This window comes from Parafrankia elaeagni (assembly GCF_000374165.1).
GTDB lineage: Bacteria > Actinomycetota > Actinomycetes > Frankiales > Frankiaceae > Parafrankia > Parafrankia elaeagni.
This window is the reverse complement of the sequence record NZ_KB893694.1, coordinates 152,475-170,979: the sequence shown is the minus strand read 5'-3', so window position 1 is coordinate 170,979 and position 18,505 is coordinate 152,475. Positions and strand designations below refer to the sequence as shown.

Sequence of the window (18,505 nt, the reverse complement as noted above, 5' to 3'; positions counted from 1 at the left end):
TAAGCACGCCGCCAGCGTTCGTCCTGAGCCAGGATCAAACTCTCCATCAATGCTTGAAAGAGATGGCCGGGCCGCCAAGCCCAACCAATCCTGGCAAGACAGATCCTCGTAAGATCGTCTATCATTGCCAAAGGAATTTCCCTACCATCACCAGAACAAACAAGCCCTGGCCATGGACGGGGGTTAAAAAATATGGCACTGACTATTCGGTACGCTGTTGAGTTCTCAAGGAGCAGATGCGTTCTGGAACCGCGCCGCGAGACGCCGTATCCAGGCGATTTGCTTCGTTCGGTCCGGTTCATCACGAACATCCCCCGAGAGGATGGTGATCCGGCCCGCCGGGCCTCACCTTTCGGCTAGGCCCATGTCCCGAGTGGAGCCACCCTGTTCGGTGTCTGCCGTGTCTCGCTGACAGACAGAACATTACGGGTGGATGTCGGGAGCCGTCAAATCAATCGGGTCCCAGATAGTGTGACCTATGTCACAGCCACCCAGTGGGAGCTTGACGGGGCTGTCTGGTATGGGAGGCTTGAGGTTCTGCGCTCGAACAGATGAGCGGGGTCTGTAGCCGGCGTCCGCGCAGGCCAGCGGCCTGTCACCCGGAAGCGGCACGGTCAGGCCGACCGGTGCTCCGGGCCCTCCCCACCGCCCCCACAGCCAGGCCGCGGGTTCCATCGAGGTCCAGATCGCCGGCCCACCGTCCGGGCGATCGCGCATCGCCCCTCTCCGTGATGCTCAGGGCTGGGGCGGCGCTACCGCGGGCGGACAGGCCGGGCCCTGCTGACCGAGGCTTCGCACAGCAGCCACAGGCGGTAGGGGAGGTTGGTCCCGGCCCGGATACCCACCCGTGGTCCGTGCCCGACCGCAGCATCGTCGATCAGCGTGCCCCGGTGGATGGTGACCGGCCCCGGGCCTGTCAGATCCGCCCCGGTGTACCCGCCGTCGACGCCGAGAGCCCTCGCGAAGCGGCCCGGACCGCTGGCCCACCGGGGCAGCCCGAAGCCGGACGGCGGCGGGCCATCCACGTTCGGCTCGCCCGTGCGAGCCCCGGGGCCGGCCGCACCCGGCAGTTCCACCCGGCTGGCGGACCCCGCGGGGGCCGGCACATCGGGGCCGGTGATGTCCCGCTCCGGCCCGGGCGGGCAGACACTCCCCGCCCGGATCAGAACCGCCGCGGCCGTGCCCTCCGGGCCACACACGACGTTGAAACACCAGTGCATGCCGTACACGAAGTAGACGTAGGCATGTCCCGGCGGGCCGAACATCACGCGGCTGCGTGGTGTCGGGCCGCGGCGCGCATGCGAGGCCGGGTCGTCGGTCCCGCCGTAGGCCTCCACCTCGGTGACCCGCAACGCGACCGGCCCGTGCCGAACCGTCGCCCCGAGAAGATCACGGGCGACGGCCAGCACGGGCCGGTCGTAGAAGTGTCGGTCCAGCAGCCCACCCGGAGGCGGGGCGGCGGACAGCAGTCCGCCGTGGGTGCCGGGCCCGGGGCCGGGGCCGGGCCCGGTGGGGCCGGGCCCGGTGGGGCCGCCGCCGTCAGCGTGCGGCCCCCGAGGATGGTTCGGAGGGGAGACGCTCAGCTCCCCGCCCATGCCCGGTCCCGGTCCAGCACCGGCCCCAGCGCCCGGATCTGCTCACGAACCCGTTCCGGGGCCGTTCCGCCCGGCGCGGAACGGGCCTCCAGCGCGCCACGCACCGAGAGCACGGTCCGCACGTCCGGCGTGAGCAGCGGGCTGATCACGGCGAGGTCGCCGTCGGACACCTCGTCGAGGTCCGCCTCGTGCGCCACACACCAGGCGACCAGCTGGCCGACCGCCTCGTGCGCCTCCCGGAACGCCACCCCGTTGCGGACCAGGTACTCGGCGACGTCGGTGGCGAGGGCGAAGCCGTCGGGCGCGGCCGCCTCCAGCCGATCCCGGCGCACCCGCATCGTTGCGACCATCCCGGTCATCGCCGGCAGCACGACCAGGAGGGTGTCGACGGCGTCGAAGACCGGCTCCTTGTCCTCCTGCAGGTCGCGGTCGTACGCCAGCGGCAGGCCCTTGAGCGTGGTCAGCAACCCGGTGAGCGCCCCGATGAGCCGCCCCGACTTGCCCCTGGCCAGTTCCGCGATGTCCGGGTTCTTCTTCTGCGGCATGATCGAGCTGCCGGTGGCGAAGGCGTCGTCGAGCTCGACCCAGCCGAACTCCCGGGTCGTCCACAGGACGATCTCCTCACCGAGACGGGACAGGTGCACTCCCGCCAGGGCGGCCACGAAGAGGAACTCCGCCGCGAAGTCGCGGTCCGAGACCGCGTCCAGGGAGTTCGCGAACGCCCGGTCGAAGCCGAGCTCAGCGGCCACCCCGGCCGGGTCCAGCGGCAGCGACGAGCCGGCGAGTGCACCGGCGCCCAGCGCGCTCACCGACGCCCGCCGGTCCCAGTCCCGCAGCCGCTCGGTATCCCGGGCGAAGGCGTGCACGTGGGCCAGGAGCTGGTGGGCGAACGAGATCGGCTGGGCGTGCTGCAGGTGCGTCATGCCTGGTGCCGGGGTGTCGACGTGCTGCTCCGCCAGGACGACAAGCGCGGTCGACAGCTCGGTGAGCCGGGCTGCGACCTGCCGCGCGTGATCGCGCAGGTACAGCCGCAGGTCGGTGGCGACCTGGTCGTTACGGCTCCGCCCGGCGCGCAGCTTGCCGCCGAGCGCGCCGAGCCGTTCCAGCAGACCCCGTTCGAGGGCGGTGTGGACGTCCTCGTCCTCGATGGTCGGCCGGAAGCGGCCCTGGGTGACCGCCTCCGACAGGTCGTCGAGCGCGCCGAGCATGGCGGTGAGCTCGCCCGCGTCGAGCAGCCCGGCGCGGTGCAGCACCCGGGCGTGGGAACGCGAGGCGAGCAGGTCGTACGGGGCCAGCCGCCAGTCGAACTGCACGCTGACGGACAGCCGGGCCAGCGCCTCGGCCGGGCCGCCGGCGAACCGGCCACCCCACAGCCGCAACGGCGGCGCCCCGTCGGCGCTGGTGGATCCGATGCCGGAGTCGAGCTCGTCCCGCTCGCGGTCCGGCGCCGCGGCCCCGGTGGCACCCGACGCCGCGGTTGTGCCGGTGGCGCCCGGTTGCTGACCCGCCTCGTCCTGGGCCTGCCTGGAATCCATCTGTACCTGCTCCTTGTCGGACGGCGGACGGTCCTCCGCCGCCACCGACCCGGTCGACGTCATGACTGCAGCCGCTGCTCTCTGGCAGCCCACACCTTGGTGGGCAGCCCCCACAGCTCGATGAACCCGCGCGCGTCGCTCTGATCGAACTGGTCGCCCGCGTCGTAGGTGGCCAGCGCGTGGTCGTAGAGGCTGCCGGGGCTGCGACGCCCGACCACCTGCGCGACTCCACCGGAGAGACGGATGCGCACGTCGCCGGTGACACCGACGCTGGACGATTCCTCGAACGCATCCAGGGCCGCCCGCAACGGGGAGTACCACAGGCCGTCGTAGACGATCTCGGCCCAGCGCTGGTCGACGCCGCGCTTGAAGCGGGCGATGTCCCGCTCCAGCGTGAGGTCCTCCAGGTCCCGGTGCGCGGTCAGCAGCGTGATCGCGGCCGGGCACTCGTAGATCTCGCGGCTCTTGATCCCGACCAGCCGGTCCTCGATCATGTCGATCCGGCCGACGCCCTGAGCCCCGCCCCGCCTGTTGAGCTCGGCGACGAGCTCGACGAGGGACAGCGGGCGCCCGTCGAGGCCGGTCGGCAGGCCGTCGGTGAACGAGATCGTGACCTCGTCCGCGGGGCGCGCGACCGTCGGGTCCGCGGTGTAGACGAAGACGTCCTCCGGCGGCTGTGCCCACGGGTCCTCGAGGATGCCGCACTCGGCGGTGCGCCCCCACAGGTTCTGGTCGATCGAGTAGGGCGACTTCTTGGAGACGTCGATCGGCAGGCCGCGCTCCTCCGCGAAGGCGATCGCCTTGTCCCGGGTCATCCCGGAGTCCCGCACCGGGGCGAGTACGCGCAGGCCGGGAGCCAGCGCCATCACTCCGACCTCGAAGCGGACCTGGTCGTTGCCCTTGCCGGTGCAGCCGTGGGCGATCGCGTCCGCGCCGTGCTGCCGGGCAGCCTCGACGAGATGCTTCACGATGATCGGCCGGGACAGCGAGGAGATAAGCGGGTAGCGGTCCATGTACAGCGCGTTCGACCGGATGGCCGGCGCGACGAAGTCGGCCGCGTACTCCTCCCGGGCGTCGACGACGATGGACTCGACGGCGCCACAGGTGAATGCCCGTTGGCGGATCGCCTCCAGGTCCTCTCCGCCCTGGCCAACGTCGACGGCCAGGGCGATCACCTCGGCGCCCGTCTCGGCTCCGATCCAGCCGATGGCCACGGACGTGTCGAGGCCGCCCGAGTAGGCAAGCACGACGCGTTCGGTCACAGGGTCTCTCCTTAGTTCACGCAGTTCATACGCTCATGTGGTTCATGCCCACGTTCGGGCTCGGTGCCTCATGCCTGGCCCTCATGGCCAGCCCTCGTCGCCGGCTCCCCGTGACCGGCCTCGTGCCCTCGTGGCCGGACCCGCCCGGATCGACCCCCGGGCGCTCAGTGCTCGTCCGCGGCCCCATCTCCGGCCTCGCCCCCGGCCTCGCCCCTGTCTGCCGTCGTGGTCTCGTCGTCTCCGGCCGGGGGCGAGGTGCCACCGAGACGCCACCGGCCCACCGACGCGGGCAGCGTGGCCGGCGCGGCGGCCGCCGTGTCCCTGGCCCGGCCGTCGGCCAGCGACAGCAGCCGCCCGGCGAACTGCGGGCCCGCCGACGGGCCGTGCGGGCCGTGCACCGCCCGGCAGACGACCAGGATCGTGTCGTCGCCGGCGATCGTCCCCATCACCTCCGGCAGGGCGGCGCGGTCGAGGGCGGAGGCGAACAGCTGGGCGGCCCCCGGCGGGGTGCGCAGCACGACGAGGTCACCGTTGGCCTCCGCCGAGACCAGGAGCTCCTCGCAGAGCCTGGCCAGTGGTATGCGCACGGTCTCCGCCGGTGCCAGGTTGACGTCCACCGTGTAGATGAGCACGCCTTCGGGCCCACGAACCTTGGTGGCGCCGATGTCCTCCAGATCCCGGGACAGGGTGGCCTGGGTGACCTGCACGCCCTCCGCGGAGAGCAGACGCGCCAGCTCCGCCTGTGAACGTACCGACCCGGCTGCGATCAGCGCCGCGAGACGCGCCTGTCGGGCGTGTTTCGTCAGCGGGGCGGCCGCGCGGATGGTCATCGGGTCCCGACACCTGCCACGGACTCGCCGAGCAGGAACGACAGCAGCGCCTTCTGGGCGTGGAGCCGGTTCTCCGCCTGGTCGAAGACCACCGAACGGGGGCCGTCGAGCACACCGGCGGAGATCTCGACGTCGCGGTGGGCGGGGAGGCAGTGCATGACGATCGCGTCCGGCTGGGCGGCCTCGACGGCCTTCTCGTCGAGACGGTACGGCTGGAAGACCAGCGCCCGGGTCTCGGACTCGCCGTCCTGACCCATCGAGGCCCAGACATCGGTGTAGAGCACGTCGGCGTCGGCGGCGGCCTCGTGCGCGTCGTGCATCACCAGAGCCTCGCCGCCGGTGACCGCGCCGATCTCGTTCGCCTGCCGAACCACCTGGCCGATCGGCTCGTAGCCGGGCGGCGAGGCGACATGGACTCGCATGCCGGCGAGAGCGCCCGCCAGCATCAGCGAGTGCGCGACGTTGTTGCCGTCGCCGAGGTAGGCGAGGGTGAGGCCGGCGAGCCGGCCGCGCAGTTCGCGGATGGTCTGCAGATCGGCCAGCGCCTGGCAGGGGTGGGCGTGGTCGGACAGTGCGTTGACCACCGGCACGGTGGCCGCGGCAGCCATCCGCTCGACCCGGCTCTGCTCGAAGGTCCGGATCACGATGGCGTCGACATAGCGGCTCAGCACCGCGGCCGTGTCCTCGATCGTCTCCCCGCGCCCCAGCTGGGTCGAGGCCGAGTCGATCACGATCGGGTGGCCGCCGAGCTCGGCGACCGCCACGTCGAACGAAAGCCTGGTCCGGGTGGACGGCTTCTCGAAGATCAGTGCCACCGACCGGCCGTCGAGGGGGCGAAGGCCCGACCCGCGCTGGCGGCGCGTCGCCTTGAGCTGGTCGGCGAGGTCGAGCAGGGCGGCCTGCTCGGACGAGGTCAGGTCCGTGTCGAGCAGGAAGTGTCGAGCCGTCATGCGCTGACCTTAGAGCTTCTGCCCTGCTTGCCACCGTCTTCGTCGCCTGCCCGAGCTGCCAGGACCTGCGCGGTGAGACCCGGCAGTGCCGAGACGAAGGCGTCGACGTCCGCGGGGGTGAGTACCAGGGGCGGTGCGAGCCGGACCGAGTCCGCGGAGACCGCGTTCACCAGGAAACCCGCATCGCGTGCAGCGGCCTCCAGCTCGCCGGCGTACGGGCCGCCCAGCTCGATCGCGAGCCACAGTCCGGAGCCTCGGACCCCGGTGACGCCGGGGGCACCGGCGGCGAGGATCCCGTCCCGCAGCGTCCCGCCCAGAGCGACCGCATGGTCGAGCAGGCCTTCGGCGGCGATCGTGTCCAGAACGGCGAGGGCGGCAGCGCACACGACCGGGCCGCCCCCGAAGGTGCTGCCGTGGTCGCCGGGGCGCAGCAGGTGGCCGGCCGGCCCGATGCCGATGCAGACACCGATCGGCAGCCCGCCACCCAGCCCCTTGGCGAGGGTGATCACGTCCGGCAGGACACCGGCGGTCTGGTGCGCGAACCAGGCGCCGGTGCGCCCGATGCCGCTCTGGACCTCGTCGAACACCAGCAAGGCTCCACGCGCGTCACAGGCGGCACGGGCGGCGGCGAGATAGCCGGCCGGTGGCGGGACCACGCCGGCCTCGCCCAACGTGGGCTCCAGGAAGACCGCCGCGGTGCGCTCGCTGACCGCCTCGGTCAAAGCCTGGGCATCCCCGTACGGCACGAATCGCACGCCGGGCAGCAGCGGCTCGAAGGGGGCCCGCTTCCCGGCCTGGCCGGTGATCGACAGGGCACCCATGGTCCGGCCGTGAAAGGCGCCCTCGGCCGCGATGATCTCGGACCGACCGGTCCGACGGCTGATCTTGATAGCGGTCTCGTTCGCCTCGGCGCCCGAGTTGCAGAAGAAGGCCCGCCCGTCGACGCCGAGCAGCTCGATCAGCCGCTCGGCCAACAGGACCTGGGGGGTGTTCACGTACAGGTTCGACGTGTGGCCCAGGGTGTCGAGCTGGGCGACGACAGCGGCGCGCACCGCCGGGTGGCAGTGGCCGAGAACGCTCACCGCGACACCCGCGATCAGGTCGACGTACTCCCGGCCGTCGGCGTCCCACACATGAGCGCCGGCCCCACGGGTCAGCGCGATCGACGGGCGGCCGTAGGTGGCCATGACGACGGCGTCACGACGGTCGAGCAGGTCGGCGTTCACGATTCTCCTCCGATGAGGTCCGCCGCTCCCGGGTCGCCGGCGCCTGACGGCTGCCCGGCCGGCCGGTCGGGTCGGATCAGGGTGCCGATGCCATCGTCGGTGAAGACCTCCAGCAGCACCGCGTGGGGGACCCGGCCGTCGAGAACATGGGCCTGCGGCACCCCGCCCGCGACGGCACGCAGGCAGGCCTCCATTTTCGGGATCATGCCCGAGGAGAGGGACGGCAGGAGCCGCTCCAGCTCGCCGACGGTCAGCTCGCTGATCACTTCGTCGCTCGCCGGCCAGTCCGCGTAGAGACCTTCGACGTCGGTGAGCACGACGAGCTTCGTCGCGCCCAGCGCCAGGGCCAGCACCGCGGCCGCGGTGTCCGCGTTGACGTTGTAGACGCCGCCGTCGAGACCGCGTGCCACCGAGGCGACAACCGGCACCTTGCCCGAGTCGAGCAGGGCGTTCACGGTCTCCGGCTGGACCCTGACCACGTCGCCGACGAGGCCTACGTCCACCTCCTCGCCGTTCACCAGCGCGGGCCGGCGGCGGGCGGTGAACAGGTTCGCGTCCTCACCAGACAGGCCGACAGCGAACGGGCCGTGGTTGTTGATCAGTCCGACAACGTCCCGGTTGACCTGGCCGACGAGCACCATCCGGACCACGTCCATGGTCTCCGGCGTGGTCACGCGAAGACCGCCGACGAAGGTCGAGGCGACGCCCAGCCGCTCGAGATGTGCGGTGATCTGAGGGCCGCCGCCGTGCACGACCACGACCCGGATGCCGGCGTAGCGCAGGAAGACGATGTCCGCCGCGAAGGCCTCCCGCAGCTCCGGGCGGGTCATCGCGTTCCCGCCGTACTTGATCACCATGGTCGCACCGTGGAAGCGGGACAGCCAGGGAAGCGCCTCGATCAGCACGGTCGTCTTGGTCAGGGCGGCGTGCCCGCGGGCCCGCGCCGCCGCACCACGGGTCATCGGGACGGTCCCGGTCGCCGGGGAAGCCGCTCCGGCAGGGAGGTCCGCGTTCAGCTCGGCGCTCACGTCGAGTACGCCGAGTTCTCGTAGACGTAGCCATCCGTGAGGTCGTTCGTCCGGACCGTCAGCTCTGCGTCTCCCGCATGCAGGTCCGCGACGATGCTGATCTCCCGACCGGAGAGGTCGACCAGGTCCCGGGACTCGCCCGGGGCACCCGCCCGGCACACCTGGACGCCGTTCATGCTGACGTCCAGCTGGTCGGGCTCGAAGGCGGCGGCCGTGGTCCCGATCGCCGCGAGGACCCGGCCCCAGTTCGGATCCTTGCCGTAGAGCGCGCACTTGAGCAGGTTGTTCCGCGCGATCGCACGCCCTACCTCGAGCGCGTCCTCCTCGGAGGCCGCTCCGGTCACTGTGATCGAGATGGTCTTGGTGGAGCCCTCCGCGTCGCCGAGCATCTGGCCGGCCAGGTCGTCGCAGACGGCGGTGACCAGCTCGGTCAGCTCGGCCTCCGGCAGACTCTGCCCGGATGCGCCCGAGGCGAGCAGCAGCACCGTGTCGTTCGTCGACAGGCAGCCGTCGGAGTCGACGCGCTCGAAGGTCGTCCGGCAGGCCTCGCGGAGGACCCGGTCGAGCGTCGCCGCGTCGGCGACGGCGTCGGTGGTGACGACCACGAGCATCGTCGCCAGGGACGGCGCCAGCATCGCCGCGCCCTTGCCCATACCGCCGACCGTGACGGCCCCGCCCCCTGAGCTGGTCCGGACGGCCTGTTTGGACACGGTGTCCGTGGTGCGGATCGCCTCGGCCGCGAGACCCCCGCCCGTGGCGGACAACTCGCCCGCCGCCCGGGTGACCCCGGGGAGCAGCTGGTCCATCGGCAGACGGACGCCGATCAGACCGGTCGAACAGACCGCGACCTCGCCCGCGCCGACACCCAGGGCCGCGGCGACATGCTCGGCGGTGGCGTGGGTGTCGGCGAAGCCGGCCGGACCGGTACAGGCGTTCGCGCCGCCGGAGTTGAGCACGACCGCCCGCAGGCGCCCGTCGGTCAGCACCTGGCGGGTCCACAGCACGGGCGCGGCCTGGACCCGGTTGCGGGTGAACACTCCCGCGGCGGCGGCGTCGGGACCGTCGTTGACGACGAGCGCGACGTCCGGGCGCCCGGACGGCTTCAGCCCGGCTGCGACGCCGGCAGCCCGAAAGCCCTGGGCGGCGGTGACGCTCATTCCTGGTCTCCTTCCCCGCGCGCCGCCGGCCCGGCTGCCCGGACGGGCGGGGGCAGTGAGGCGGCGCCCATGGCCACAGCTGTCACGGCGCCACGCCCTGGGCGCTGAGACCGGTGGTCTCCGGCTGGCCGAGCATGAGGTTGGCACACTGGACCGCCTGGCCGGCGGCCCCCTTGGTGAGGTTGTCGATGGCAGCCACAACGACGACCCGGCCGGCCTCGGCGTCCACCGTCGCCTGCAGGTGCACACAGTTGCTGCCCAGAGTCGACGAGGTGCGCGGCCAGCGGCCGGCGGGCAGTACCCGCACGAACGGCTCGCCGTCGTAGAAGGCGCGCAGGATGCCGGTGATCGTCTCGGCGTCCGCACCGAGCCCGGTTCCCAGGTCGTCGCCGGACACGATCTCGGCGGACGGCCGGGCGGTGCAGGTGGCCAGGATGCCGCGTGGCATCGGTGCCAGCACCGGCGTGAAGGACATCGAGACCGGGGAGCCCGCGTACCGGCTGAGCGTCTGGACGATCTCGGGCCGGTGCTGGTGGCTACCGACCTTGTACGCGGTCAGGTCGCCCATGACCTCGCTGCCGAGGAGGCTGGTCTTCGCCGACCGGCCCGCTCCGGACGTTCCGCTCGCGGCGACGACCACGAGGTCGGACGGGTCGACGGCACCGGCCGCGACGAGCGGCACGAGCGCGAGGCTGACCGCTGTCGGGTAGCAGCCGGGTGCGGCGACGCGGTTGCTGACCCGGATCTCCTCCCGCGCACCGGGTAGCTCCGGCATGCCGTAGGTCCAGGTGCCGGCGTGCTCGCCGCCGTAGGCCCGCTGCCATGCCTGCGGGTCGTGCAGGCGGTGATCAGCACCGAGGTCGACGACCCGAACCCCGGCCGGCAGCATCGCCGCGACCGCGGCCGACTGCCCGTGCGGCAGTGCGAGGAACACGATGTCGGCGCTGGTCTGCGCCAGCGCCTCCGTGTCGACGAAGACGCGCCCTTCAAGATCGGGGAGGTGGGGATGGACCTCCGTCACCGCCGCCCCGGCGGACGTGTTCGCCGCCAGATCACCGATCTCGATACCGGGATGGCCGAGCAACAGCCGGAGCAGCTCCCCGCCGCCGTACCCGCTAGCCCCCGCCACCGCCGCAGTCACACCCATGACTGAGAATTTATACACACACCCCTATGAAGATTCAAGCCCCTGCTCGCGAACCGGGGAAACGACGGGCGCAGCCACGGGCGATCTCGCCATGACGATCGGAGGCGGCCAGCACGCACCGGATGCCGGATGCCGGGCCGGCCGGATGCCGGGCCGGCCAGCCGCCGGGCGCATTCCCGACCGAAGCGCCGGCCGTTACCGACTCGTTACTCCAAAGTAAATGACAGGACGGGACGCACCGGGCAGACTCAGCTAAACACCACTCCAGGACAACGTCGTCCCGGAGCGGAAACGGGTCGGGGTGGGCGCCTGTGCAGGCACCCACCCCGATCTTCTCCGCCCTCGTACCGCCGGCCATGCCTGCGGCGGCGGCACGCTCTCAGCCGCGTAGCACCGCTCCCGTGCGGCTGGCGGCCTCGGCCACCGCCGCGTCCCGGACCTCGTTGGCCTCCGCGGCCGTCAGCGTGCGGTCCGCAGCACGCAGGCGGAGCCCGAAGGCGAGCGAACGGCGTTCGGGCCCGACCTGGTCGCCCTCGTAGACGTCGAAGAGCGACAGCGACTCCAGCAGCTCCCCGGCACCGGCCCGCAGTGCCCCGGTCACCGCGGCGACGGGCACGTCGGTTCCGGTCACCAGGGCGACGTCGCGATCGGCGGGCGGGAAGGTGGAGATCGTCGGAGCGGCCACCGCCGGCCGTTCCAGCGCGGCGGCGACAAGCGCGTCGAGGTCGAGTTCCATGGCGCACGACCGGGGTGGCAGCCCGGTGGCGCCGAGGACGCGCGGGTGCAGCTCCCCCGCGTGCCCGACGACCCGGCCGTCGATCGACAGCTCGGCGCAGCGGCCCGGGTGCCAGGGCATCGCGCTCCCGGCCCCGACCGTGAGCTCCACGCCGAGCGCGGCCGCGACGCTGTGCGCGCCGGCCAGGGCGTCACTCCAGTCGGCCGCGCGGCCCGGCCCCCACCAGCCGGCAGGTTCACGCCGGCCGGTCAGGACCGTTGCCACCTGCCGCGGCTGGACGGGCAGCGCACCATCCAGCGCGTGGATCTCCGCCTCGCTGGGACGGCGGTCCACCGGCGGGGTCACCGCCGCGGCCGGGACGGTCGCCAGCTCGCGGAAGACCAGCCCGCATTCGAACAGGGCCAGATCCGCCTGGCCGCGCCCGAGGTTGCGACCGGCGGCCGCGATCAGACCCGACAGCAGCGTGGTACGCAGGTACGAGGCGTCCTGGGCGATCGGGTTGGCGACCTGGACGGCGGCCCGACGCTCGTCGCCCGCGGGCAGGCTCAGCAGGTCGGCGGCATCCTCGGCGACGAACGGCAGCGTCAGCACCTCGACGTAGCCGTCGGCGGCGAGCGCCCGCCCGACCGCGCGCCGCATCCGCTGCGGCTCCGTCAGACCCCGCCCGGCCGGCAGCAGCGGCAGGGTCACCGGGATCGTGTCGTACCCCTCCAGCCGCACCACCTCCTCGACGAGGTCCGCGGGACGCGCCAGGTCCGGCCGCCAGGACGGCACCGTGACCAGCACCGTCCCCGGCGCACCGGGATGCCTCGACGCGCCGGCGGGGCCGGACGGCTCCGGATCCGACGAGTCGGCAAGGCCGGGCGCGTCGACGACGGAGGCTCCCACGTCGGCGAGCCGACGCCGGATCACCTCAACCGGGTAGGGACGTCCCGCGAGCCGCTCGGGCTCGCCCAGCGGGAACAGGACCGTCACCGGCGGCGGGCGGTGATCGATGTCGGTGGCCCCGGGCTCGGCAGCGGCCCGCGCCAGTTCGACCAGCAGATCGACGGCCCGCTGGGCGGCGACCGGCGCGAGCGCCGGATCAACCCCCCGCTCGAAGCGCCGGGACGCCTCGGAGCCCAGCCGGTGCCGACGTGCGGTCCGGGCGACCGTGACCGGGTCGAAGTGGGCCGACTCCAGCACGATGTCGGTGGTCGCCGCGGAGATCTCCGTCGCGGCGCCGCCCATCACCCCGGCCAGCGCGACCGGGCCGGAGTCGTCGGCGATGACCAGGTCCTCGGGGTCGAGAACACGGTCCACCCCGTCGAGGGTGACCAGGCGCTCCCCCGCCCGGGCTCGCCGCACGACGATGGTGCCGGACAGCTTGGCCCGGTCGAAGGCGTGCAGCGGCTGACCCAGGCCCACCATCACGATGTTGGTCACGTCGACCGGCACGGAGATCGGGCGCATCCCGGCCAGCGAGAGGCGGCGGCCCCAGCTCAGCGGCGTCCGGGCGGTCGGGTCGACGCCGCTGACGGTCCGCGCGACGTACCGGTCGCAGGCGGCGGTGTCCTCCACCCGTACCGGGTAGCCGGCGCCGGCCGGCGGGGTGTCCCCCCGGCCGGGGTCGTCGAAGGGCAGCCCGAAGGCGGTCGCCGCCTCGCGGGCGATGCCCCGCACGGACAGGCCGTAACCGCGGTCCGGGGTGACGGCGATGTCGAGCACCTCGTCACCGACATCCAGCAGCTCGTTGACGTCCGCCCCGATCGGGGTGTCCGGCGGCAGCACGAGGATGCCGCCGTGGTCGTCGCCCAGCCCGAGCTCGCGCGCCGAGCAGATCATCCCCTCGCTGAGGTGACCGTACGTCCTGCGTGCGGTGATCTCGAACCCGCCCGGCAGCACGGCGCCGGGCAGCGCCACCGGCACCCTGTCGCCGACCTCGAAGTTGAACGCGCCGCAGATGACCCCGCGGACCCCGGGCACCGCCGCCGCGCCGCCGGCCGCGGGGTCGTCGAGCTCGGCGACCCGGACCTGGCACCAGCGGACGTCCTTCTTCTTCGTCTTGACGATCTCGATGGCCACGACCTCACCGACCACCACGCCCGCCAGATCCGAGCCGACGGTCTCCAGGCCCTCGACCTCGAAACCGGCCCGGATAAGCGCCTCGGCGACGGCCTTCGCCGGCGGCAGCGGCCCGACGACCTCACGCAGCCACGACATCACGATGCGCACCGGGTCAGCCCTCGCTTCCGAACGGCAGGCCGAACCGGACGTCGCCGTCGACGAAGTCCCGGATCTCCCGCACGTCATGCCTGGTCATCGCGGCACGTTCCAGGCCCATCCCGAAGGCGAAGCCGCTGTAGCGGTCGGGGTCGACCCCGCAGGCCCGCAGCACGTTCGGGTCGACCATGCCGCAGCCGCCGGCCTCGATCCAGCCCTCGTCGGAGCAGACCCGGCAGGGCTGGCGGCCGGCGTCGCCATGGCAGGCGAAGCACTGGACGTCGAGCTCCGCGGACGGCTCGGTGAAGGGGAAGAACGACGGCCGCAGCCGGGTCGACAGGCCCGAGCCGAAGAGCGCCTGGGCGAACACCTCCAGGGTGCCGCGCAGGTCGGCCATGGTGATGCCCTCGTCGACGGCCAGGCACTCGAGCTGCCCGAACACCGGAGAATGCGTCGCGTCGATCGTGTCGTTGCGGTAGGTACGCCCGGGGCAGACCACGTACACCGGCAGTGGACGGGCCAGCAGCGAGCGGATCTGGACCGGGGAGGTGTGCGTGCGCAGCAGGCGACCCGACCCCTCGGGCGCTACGTACAGCGTGTCGTGCTCGCTGCGGGCGGGATGGTCCGGCGCCATGTTGAGCGCCTCGAAGTTGAACCAGTCGTGCTCGACCTCAGGGCCTTCGGCGACCTCGTAGCCCATGGCCACGAAGACGTCGGTGAGCCGGTCGGAGAGCAGCGTCAGCGGGTGGCGTGCGCCGCGGCGGCGCCGGTCCACGGGCAGGGTGACGTCCACCCGCTCGGCGATCAGAATCTCGGCGTCACGACGCTCGGTGAGCTCCGCGAGCCGGGCCTCGTAGGCGGCGCGAACCGTGCCGGTCGCGGCGTTGTGCGCCCGGCCGGCCTGCGCGCGGTGCTCGCGCGGGAGCGAACCCAGCTCGCGGCGGGCAAGCGCCAGCGGCGCGGACTGGCCGTCCACGTGCGCGGTGCGCACCGCGGCCAGCGCGTCCAGGCTGTCCGCCGCGGCGATCGCGGCGAGCGCCGCGGCCACGTCACGGTCCAGCCGATCCGGTTCCAGGGCACCGAGATCCACGGGATCAGCGGTCTCGTTGGGGGCGGGCACGATGATCATCCTCATCGGTGGGCGGGCGGGCCGGCGTGGCCCGCCCGAACGGTTGGGTCGGTTCTCCCGGGGCGCCCGCCGGTGATACGTCGCGTGGCCTCAGCCGCACGTGGCCTCAGCCAGACGTGGTCTCAGCCGAACACGGGCCCACCGGCGGGCAGGAAAAATCGGAACTCCGCGCCGCCGTGCGGTGCTCTTCCGACCGAAATCGTCCCGCCGTGCGACTCGATGAGCGCCTTGGCGATGTAGAGGCCGAGACCCGTGCCGTTGCCGCGGCTCGCGCCGCGCCAGAACTTGGCGAACACCCGGATCGCGTTGGCCTCCGGAACTCCCTCGCCCTCGTCGGTGACCGTCACCTCGGCGCCTGTAGGCGTCCCGCTCAGCACGACGGTCACAGTACCCGCGCCGTGGCGCAGCGCGTTGTCGATGAGGTTGTGGAGAACCTGATCAATCTTGTCGGGATCTACCCACATCTCGGGCAGCTCGCCCTCCATGCGGACGTCGAACCGATCCGCCGCGGCCGAGCCGGCAGCGATCTTGCCCTCGACGACACGCCGGACGGCGGCCCGCATGTCGACGATCTGCTTGCGGATCTGCACCCGGCCGGCGTCGATGCGGGAGACGTCCAACAGCTCGGTGAGCAGCCGGGTGACCCGGTCCGCGTCGGTGTTGACGGTGTTGAGCATGAGCTTCTTCTGCTCGTCGGTGAACCGGTCCCACCGGGCGAGCAGCGTCGCGGTGAACCCCTTCACGCTGGTCAGAGGCGAGCGAAGCTCGTGGGCGACCGTGGCGATGAGATCCGCCCGGTTACGTTCGATCCGCTCCCTGCTCACCGTGTCCCGCAGGCAGACCGCGACCCGGACGAGAACGCCCTCGACCCGGGTGAAACGGGCGGTGACGTTGAAGTCGTGATCGGCGACGGGACCGGCGTAGGTCAGCCGGCGCTCGGGCTGCCCGGTCACCCGCGGCAGCTCGCGACTCGGCCGCGAGCACTCCCACCAGTCGTTGCCCCGCTCGTCGAGCAGAGGCATGACCTCGGTGACGTGCCGCCCCACCGCCTGTCCGGCGGCCAGCCCCGTCACCTTCGACGCGGCGAGGTTGAACATCTCCACGGTGCCGGTGGCGTCGGTGACGACGACCGGGTCGGGCAGCAGGTCGAGGGTGGCCGGAGAAAGCACGTCCACCGACTCCTCCGTGGTCTCGGACTCACCGGTTCCGGGTGCGCCGTACGCCCCGGTCGCGCCGTCGTTCTCAGGTATGTCGTCGTACTTCTCAGGTATGTCGTCGTACTCAGTCGTGCCGTGGTACACGGTGACGCCGTCCTGCCCGGCAGGGCGCTCGTGCTCCGGAGTCACCGGGTGCCCCGGGGCCGCCACGGGCTCCGGGACCGGATGCCCGGGAACAGCCTGCCCAGGGGTGGACGCGACGATGCGCGTCAATGCGCCCCACCTCCCCTGACACCGGACGTCGCGGACCCCACCACCCGCTGCGCCCGCGCTGACGCATACAGGCACAGTGCCGACGCAACCGCAAGATTCAGTGACTCGGCCTGACCGTACACCGGCACCCGCACCGCCGTGTCCGCGGACGCCACCGTCCGCTCCGTGAGGCCCCGGGCCTCGTTACCGAAGACCCAGGCCGTCGGCACCGCGAGAATGCCCTCGGACGCGAGGTCGTCGAGATCGCGGGCGGCATGGCCGGACGCGGCGAGGACCCGGCACCCGGCCTCACGCACCGACGCCACCACGGCGAGCGCATCCTCGGCCACCACCACCGGCAGATGGAAGATGCTGCCGGCCGAGGCCCGGACGCACTTGCCGCCGAACGGGTCGACACTGTCCCCGACGAAGACCACGGCGTCGGCACCGGCCGCGTCCGCCGAGCGGATCACCGTGCCGGCGTTCCCCGGGTCGTTCGCACCCTCACAGATCGCGACCAGCCGGGGCCTGCCCAGATCGGCGAGCCGGTGCCCGGGAAGCTCGGCGACACCAACCAGCCCCTGCGGCGTCACCGTCTCGGACAACGCCGCCGCCGCCGCGTCGGTCATGAGGCGGACCGGGACATCCGTCCCGGCGATCAGGTCCGCGTGCCGCACGGCCGCCGACTCACCGACGAACAGTTCCACCAGGGCGCCGGCGACCAGCGCCGCGGTGACCGCCTGAACGCCCTCGACGAGAAACAAGCCCTCGTCGCGGCGTGCCGCCGCGCGCCGTAGCCGGCGGGCGGCGGCGACCCGGGAGGAACGGATCCCCTCCGGCTGCCCGAGTGAGGCTGCCGCGGGCCGGACACCCGTGCCGCCGGGGCGCCGGCCGGCAGCGGATGCCGGCCGGCCCGCGGAACGGCCCTGCGGACGGCGCGACGTCACCGGCCGGCGCCAGAGACTCTCAGGCCGCCGAGGTCTCGGCCGCCGCCGGCAGCGCGGCGCGCGCGACCTCGACGAGAGCCGCGAAGGCGGCCGCGTCGTTGACGGCGAGATCGGCGAGGATCTTGCGGTCGACCTCGACCCCGGCCAGGCGCAGGCCCTGGACGAACCGGTTGTAGGTCATGCCGTTCGCCCGAGCGGCGGCATTGATCCGAGTGATCCACAGCTGCCGGAAGTCGCCCTTGCGCGCGCGACGGTCCCGGTAGGAGTAGGTCATCGAATGGAGCATCTGCTCCTTGGCCTTGCGGTACAGCCGGGACCGCTGACCCCGGTAGCCGCTGGCGGCCTCGAGGACCTCGCGGCGCTTCTTCTGGGCGTTGACCGCCCGCTTCACGCGTGCCATGAGGGCACCTGTCTCCTTCGTTCGTTAGCCTCCGGCCCGCGCACCGCCCAGGACGGCTGCCGGGCCGGAGCTGTCAGCGGGACAGCAGACGCTTGATGCGCCGATCGTCCGCGGAGCTCACCACGACCTCGTCGTACAGCCGCCGGGTGCGCCGGCTCGACTTGTGCTCGAGCAGGTGGGCACGGTTGGCGCGCCTGCGCATCACCTTGCCGGTCCCGGTGACGCGGAACCGCTTCCCGGTCCCGGTGTGGCTCTTCATCTTGGGCATGATCGTGTCCCTGTGGTGAGTGCGGGTGCGCGCCTGGGCGCGCCTGTTCCAGGTACCCGTACCGCCGGGTACCTGTGCCGCCGGACACGTGACGTGGTGTCGACGTGCCCGGCGCCGTGGCCTAGACCTGGGCAGGCTCCGGCAGCCGTTGCGGCTTGGCCCCCTTGTGCGGGGCCATGACCATTGTCATGTTCCGCCCGTCCTGCTTGGGCTGGGCCTCGACGTAGCCGAGATCGGCGACGTCGGTCGACAGCCGCTGCAGCAACCGGATGCCGAGCTCGGGCCGTGACTGCTCACGGCCACGGAACATGATGGTGATCTTGACCTTGTCGCCGGCCTTGAGGAAGCGCACGACGTGACCCTTCTTGGTCTCGTAGTCGTGCGGATCGATCTTCGGTCGGAGTTTCATCTCCTTGATGACCGTCTGGACCTGGTTCTTGCGAGCCTCGCGACGCTTCTGGTCGGACTCGTACTTGAACTTGCCAAAGTCCATCAACTTGCAGACCGGCGGACGGGCGGTCGGCGCCACCTCGACGAGGTCGAGGTCAGCCTCCTGCGCCAGGCGCATGGCCTCGCCGATGGAGACGATGCCGATCTGCTCACCCTCCGCACCGACGAGGCGAACCTCCGGGACGCGGATCCGGTCATTGATACGTGACTCTGTGCTGATGTGCTTTCCTCCGT

The 18,505-nt window shown here is 72.3% G+C and carries 17 protein-coding genes; 1 reads left to right on the top strand and 16 read right to left on the bottom strand.

Annotated features, from left to right (window positions below; all coding sequences use genetic code 11):
• Window positions 1-221 (top strand): hypothetical protein (locus B207_RS41095; protein WP_230204857.1); only part of this gene is annotated, 221 nt, incomplete at its 5' end.
• Window positions 222-752: 531 nt separating this feature from the next.
• Here B207_RS41095 and B207_RS0106010 read toward each other — a convergent pair.
• The 16 genes from B207_RS0106010 to infC all read right to left on the bottom strand — a co-directional run bounded on the left by B207_RS0106010 (window position 753) and on the right by infC (window position 18,461).
• On the bottom strand, window positions 753-1,595 hold the full coding sequence (locus B207_RS0106010; RefSeq protein ID WP_018635624.1) for a DNA-3-methyladenine glycosylase: 843 nt from the start codon (window positions 1,593-1,595) through the stop codon (window positions 753-755).
• A complete protein-coding gene (argH, locus tag B207_RS0106005; protein ID WP_018635623.1) occupies window positions 1,580-3,193 on the bottom strand; it encodes an argininosuccinate lyase in 1,614 nt (537 codons plus the stop codon). The genes B207_RS0106010 and argH overlap by 16 nt, the downstream gene beginning before the upstream one ends.
• Window positions 3,190-4,392, bottom strand: coding sequence for an argininosuccinate synthase (locus B207_RS0106000; RefSeq protein WP_018635622.1), 1,203 nt, complete (start codon window positions 4,390-4,392; stop codon window positions 3,190-3,192). The genes argH and B207_RS0106000 overlap by 4 nt, the downstream gene beginning before the upstream one ends.
• Before the next feature lie 164 nt (window positions 4,393-4,556).
• Complete coding sequence (argR, locus tag B207_RS32725; protein WP_018635621.1) at window positions 4,557-5,222, bottom strand: arginine repressor; 666 nt, start codon at window positions 5,220-5,222, stop codon at window positions 4,557-4,559.
• On the bottom strand, window positions 5,219-6,172 hold the full coding sequence (gene argF, locus B207_RS0105990) for an ornithine carbamoyltransferase (RefSeq protein WP_018635620.1): 954 nt from the start codon (window positions 6,170-6,172) through the stop codon (window positions 5,219-5,221). The genes argR and argF overlap by 4 nt, the downstream gene beginning before the upstream one ends.
• The gene (locus B207_RS0105985; RefSeq protein WP_018635618.1) at window positions 6,169-7,398 is read right to left on the bottom strand and encodes an acetylornithine transaminase; all 1,230 of its coding nucleotides are present in this window, start codon (window positions 7,396-7,398) and stop codon (window positions 6,169-6,171) included. Before B207_RS0105985 ends, argF begins: the two co-directional genes overlap by 4 nt.
• The gene (gene argB, locus B207_RS0105980) at window positions 7,395-8,360 is read right to left on the bottom strand and encodes an acetylglutamate kinase (RefSeq protein WP_035740082.1); all 966 of its coding nucleotides are present in this window, start codon (window positions 8,358-8,360) and stop codon (window positions 7,395-7,397) included. The genes B207_RS0105985 and argB overlap by 4 nt, the downstream gene beginning before the upstream one ends.
• Before the next feature lie 62 nt (window positions 8,361-8,422).
• The gene (gene argJ, locus B207_RS0105975; protein WP_018635616.1) at window positions 8,423-9,583 is read right to left on the bottom strand and encodes a bifunctional glutamate N-acetyltransferase/amino-acid acetyltransferase ArgJ; all 1,161 of its coding nucleotides are present in this window, start codon (window positions 9,581-9,583) and stop codon (window positions 8,423-8,425) included.
• Window positions 9,584-9,665: 82 nt separating this feature from the next.
• Window positions 9,666-10,730, bottom strand: a complete 1,065-nt coding sequence (gene argC, locus B207_RS0105970; RefSeq protein WP_018635615.1) for an N-acetyl-gamma-glutamyl-phosphate reductase — start codon at window positions 10,728-10,730, stop codon at window positions 9,666-9,668.
• A gap of 379 nt (window positions 10,731-11,109) precedes the next feature.
• Window positions 11,110-13,680, bottom strand: coding sequence for a phenylalanine--tRNA ligase subunit beta (locus B207_RS0105965; protein ID WP_018635614.1), 2,571 nt, complete (start codon window positions 13,678-13,680; stop codon window positions 11,110-11,112).
• 4 nt (window positions 13,681-13,684) lie between these two features.
• Window positions 13,685-14,797, bottom strand: coding sequence for a phenylalanine--tRNA ligase subunit alpha (gene pheS, locus B207_RS0105960; RefSeq protein ID WP_018635613.1), 1,113 nt, complete (start codon window positions 14,795-14,797; stop codon window positions 13,685-13,687).
• A 122-nt stretch (window positions 14,798-14,919) separates the two neighbouring features.
• Window positions 14,920-16,227, bottom strand: a complete 1,308-nt coding sequence (locus B207_RS0105955; RefSeq protein ID WP_407671371.1) for a sensor histidine kinase — start codon at window positions 16,225-16,227, stop codon at window positions 14,920-14,922.
• A complete protein-coding gene (locus B207_RS0105950; protein WP_018635611.1) occupies window positions 16,224-17,153 on the bottom strand; it encodes a TrmH family RNA methyltransferase in 930 nt (309 codons plus the stop codon). Before B207_RS0105950 ends, B207_RS0105955 begins: the two co-directional genes overlap by 4 nt.
• 19 nt (window positions 17,154-17,172) lie before the next feature.
• Window positions 17,173-17,553: a 50S ribosomal protein L20 gene (gene rplT / locus B207_RS0105945; protein WP_018635610.1), complete on the bottom strand. Its 381-nt coding sequence runs from the start codon at window positions 17,551-17,553 to the stop codon at window positions 17,173-17,175.
• A gap of 73 nt (window positions 17,554-17,626) precedes the next feature.
• The gene (rpmI, locus tag B207_RS0105940) at window positions 17,627-17,821 is read right to left on the bottom strand and encodes a 50S ribosomal protein L35 (RefSeq protein ID WP_026310729.1); all 195 of its coding nucleotides are present in this window, start codon (window positions 17,819-17,821) and stop codon (window positions 17,627-17,629) included.
• A 121-nt stretch (window positions 17,822-17,942) separates the two neighbouring features.
• Window positions 17,943-18,461, bottom strand: coding sequence for a translation initiation factor IF-3 (gene infC / locus B207_RS0105935; protein ID WP_321572594.1), 519 nt, complete (start codon window positions 18,459-18,461; stop codon window positions 17,943-17,945).
• Window positions 18,462-18,505 lie beyond the last annotated feature (44 nt).

What these genes read in the sequence shown, in the direction of transcription:
- argR (WP_018635621.1), bottom strand. Translation starts at nt 5,222, where the DNA reads ATGACCATCCGCGCGGCCGCCCCGCTGACGAAACACGCCCGACAGGCG.
- argF (WP_018635620.1), bottom strand. Translation starts at nt 6,172, where the DNA reads ATGACGGCTCGACACTTCCTGCTCGACACGGACCTGACCTCGTCCGAG.
- rpmI (WP_026310729.1), bottom strand. Translation starts at nt 17,821, where the DNA reads ATGCCCAAGATGAAGAGCCACACCGGGACCGGGAAGCGGTTCCGCGTC.
- rplT (WP_018635610.1), bottom strand. Translation starts at nt 17,553, where the DNA reads ATGGCACGCGTGAAGCGGGCGGTCAACGCCCAGAAGAAGCGCCGCGAG.
- argH (WP_018635623.1), bottom strand. Translation starts at nt 3,193, where the DNA reads ATGACGTCGACCGGGTCGGTGGCGGCGGAGGACCGTCCGCCGTCCGAC.
- pheS (WP_018635613.1), bottom strand. Translation starts at nt 14,797, where the DNA reads ATGATCATCGTGCCCGCCCCCAACGAGACCGCTGATCCCGTGGATCTC.
- argB (WP_035740082.1), bottom strand. Translation starts at nt 8,360, where the DNA reads ATGACCCGTGGTGCGGCGGCGCGGGCCCGCGGGCACGCCGCCCTGACC.
- argC (WP_018635615.1), bottom strand. Translation starts at nt 10,730, where the DNA reads ATGGGTGTGACTGCGGCGGTGGCGGGGGCTAGCGGGTACGGCGGCGGG.
- argJ (WP_018635616.1), bottom strand. Translation starts at nt 9,583, where the DNA reads ATGAGCGTCACCGCCGCCCAGGGCTTTCGGGCTGCCGGCGTCGCAGCC.
- B207_RS0106010 (WP_018635624.1), bottom strand. Translation starts at nt 1,595, where the DNA reads ATGGGCGGGGAGCTGAGCGTCTCCCCTCCGAACCATCCTCGGGGGCCG.